This is a genomic window from Candidatus Albibeggiatoa sp. nov. BB20 (assembly GCA_016744725.1).
Taxonomy (GTDB): Bacteria; Pseudomonadota; Gammaproteobacteria; order Beggiatoales; family Beggiatoaceae; genus Albibeggiatoa.
Map to the genome: position 1 here is coordinate 1 of JADGDW010000271.1, position 3,029 is coordinate 3,029.

The 3,029-nt window shown below is 37.7% G+C and carries 1 protein-coding gene; it reads right to left on the reverse strand.

The window, feature by feature from the left end; translation table 11 throughout:
• Positions 1 to 3,029 (reverse strand): tandem-95 repeat protein (locus tag ABXH34_RS18410; protein ID WP_353573350.1); only part of this gene is annotated, 3,029 nt, incomplete at both ends.

Here is a 3,029-nt window from a genome sequence, read left to right on the forward strand (position 1 = left end):
GACCACTGTTAATCACTTCACCACCTAATGTGCCATTTGAAACACTACTTCCCAGTTGAATCTTAATATTGCTCACGGTTTGTCCTGCTATATTGGCACTTTGATCCAGCATCGAATTACTTTCAACGTTAACAACAGGTGGTGGTGGCAATAGTGCTGCGGGAGTCTCGGTTATAGGTAGTTGCTCAGTGATTGAAGGTTGCCCAATCACTTCTTCAAGAAGTTCTATAATTTCTTCTGGCTTAACAATAGCAATTTGTTCAACAAAATAAGCCGTACAGGTTTTATCAGTATCTAATATAATTTGGCCACCAGAACAATCTCCACTCCAATGACTCAATGCCCAATTAGCAGCAGGCGTAATATTTAATAAAACTGTTTGATTTTGCGGATAACTTTGCTTGCAACTGTTGGTGCAGCCATTGACAATGCCTTGTCCTTGAATATGTAAACTTAAACTAAATTCGCCAATACAGTTTGGTGTCGATGCGAAAATTTCTGCTGCGGGAGATACCGTTAAATCAACCGCAATCGCACTGATGAGATAATGATGTTGAGTTCCACAGTGTAAATTAGCATCGGTAAAGCCAGTTGCATTTTGAGGCGTATTAATCAGAATGTGCCCATCACGAATGATTTGATAACCAATTTCAGATGTGTTGGTATCAAGCCAAGTTAAATCAATCTGGGTGTCTAATATTATTGTTGCTGTGAAATTATCAGGTGCTTGTAGAGTTAAACAAGGCAATTCAACACTTACCCTATTTGATGGCAATGAGTCTCCAGCCTCATTTTTAGCATAAATTTGATATTGGTAAACAATGCCACATTGCAGACTATTATCTGCATAACTTATTATATCTGCTGCCAATTCAGTTAAAGTCTGTTCATCTCGTAATACTACAAACCCTATCTCATCAAGACTGTTATCTTGCCAATTTAAAATCACTTGATTTATTTCATTTAAAATTGCTGTGAGCTGATTAGGTGCTAATGGTGGTTGGGCTATATCATTATCAATAATATTAACATTCAATCCATCACCTGTTTGTTCATCAATCGTGAAAGTAATATTTTCAGCACTGTAAAGTGTATCTTCAGTGACAAGCTCATGCGTGACTATTAAACTATGTTCGCCTTCAATTTCTTGGTCATCTACAGCAGATAAGCGTATATTTTGAGGCTCATTCCAATTTGAACGACTAAAAGTGAGCGAACTAGGATAAGCTGAAACCTGTGTGCTGTCTGTGATGATATTGATTTTAACTTGTTCTATTGGTTCGGTACTTAATCTAATACTGTAGCTATCTGTTTGTTCTCCTTCTAATAATTGTGTAAGTCCATCGGTTTTATTAATCACAATACCGGCTTCGTTATCAATGATTGGGAATCCTATTTCTGTGGTTTTAGCATCATAGTTTACATCAGCACTAGCACTGACATGCGTGACTAAGCCATCATGTATGCCCTCTAGTACATCATCATCAACAGGTAATATGGCAATTTCAACTTTTTCAGTATCAGTTAATGTGATTGTTACCGTTTGGCCTGCACTTGCCTCATTGATAGAAAGCTGTTGATCTGGGGTAATATGTAATTCAACTGGATAAACGGGATAAGTTGAAAGTTCAACATAGTAAATATCCCCTACACCATTTTCTGAGATTTCATATTCGTCGCGTGGACGGGTTGTATAAATAATTAAGGCATTGTCAGTTTTGTGTGAAGTGATTTCTTTGGTTGAACTTGGATTATAGTTATCATCACCTGCATAATTGGCACTAAAGCTATAGTCTCCCTGTTCTGTAAATATAATACGGCAGATACTTTCTCCACTATGGTTAGTTTGCAGCGTTTTGACACAGGTATTTGTGCCATCAGAAATCGTCACATCACCTGTAATACCAGAACCCGAGACAGCTGTCACAGTAAATGAAAAAGTTACTTCTTGATCAATTGCGGATGGAGTTGGAAATACTTTAATGGTTTCAATACTAGTGCTGGCTTTACCAATGGAAACATTAAAGCTGGTTTGAACTTCTAGACCATCTGGATCAGCACCTTTAATTGTAATATTGCTATTTCCTGCATTTTTGAGTAGCACGTTTAAGGTATTGCTTGTAATACTAGGCTCAACGATAGCATCATCCGTGTTATTGACCAGAGTATAAGTTAATTCAGTATTTAAATTATCTACGTCAGCAAAGTAATCATCTAAATTAATATTCTGTGTTGCTGCACCGTAAGTGACATCTATATCATTTATTGTAGTGACTGTCGGCGTATCATTTATAGGATTGATTGTGGCATTGACTGTAATGAGGTTTGTACCACCATTGCCATCATCAATTTGCACAATAAAACTATCAGTTCCGTAATAATCTAAATTCGGCGTGTAACTTATGCTGTTATTTGTACTCGTACCAGAAACACTTGCTGTACCTTGCGTTGCAGGAGTTTGAATTGACCACGTAATGGTATCGACATCAATGTCTGTGGCATTTAAATCAAAACTGTAAGCACTTGTACTAATTGCGGCGGTTGCAGAGTTATCTTCATTCAATGTAATGGCGTGCGGTGCTGATTCTGTGAATGTGGGCGCATCATTGATTGAATTGATGGTGACTGAAATAGCTGAAGCATTAGAATCTACCAGTCCATCATTGACTTTGAAGGTAAAGCTATCTGCACCGTTAGCATTGACGGTGGGGGTATAGGTAAATGCACTTGTATTGGTAATTGTTGCTGTGCCTTTTGCACCATTGGTAATGATGCTATAAGTCAATGGATTAGCATCAATATCTGCCGCTATCAGAGTATCTGAAATAGCAGCATCTTCATCAGTGGTTATGCTGTTGCCTGTAGTTGTAGGAATGTCGTTAATCGAATTGATTGTGGCATTGACTGTAATAAGGTTTGTACCACCATTACCATCATCAATTTGCACAATAAAACTATCAGTTCCGTAATAATCTAAATTCGGCGTGTAACTTATGCTGTTATTTGTACTCGTACCAGAAACACTTGCT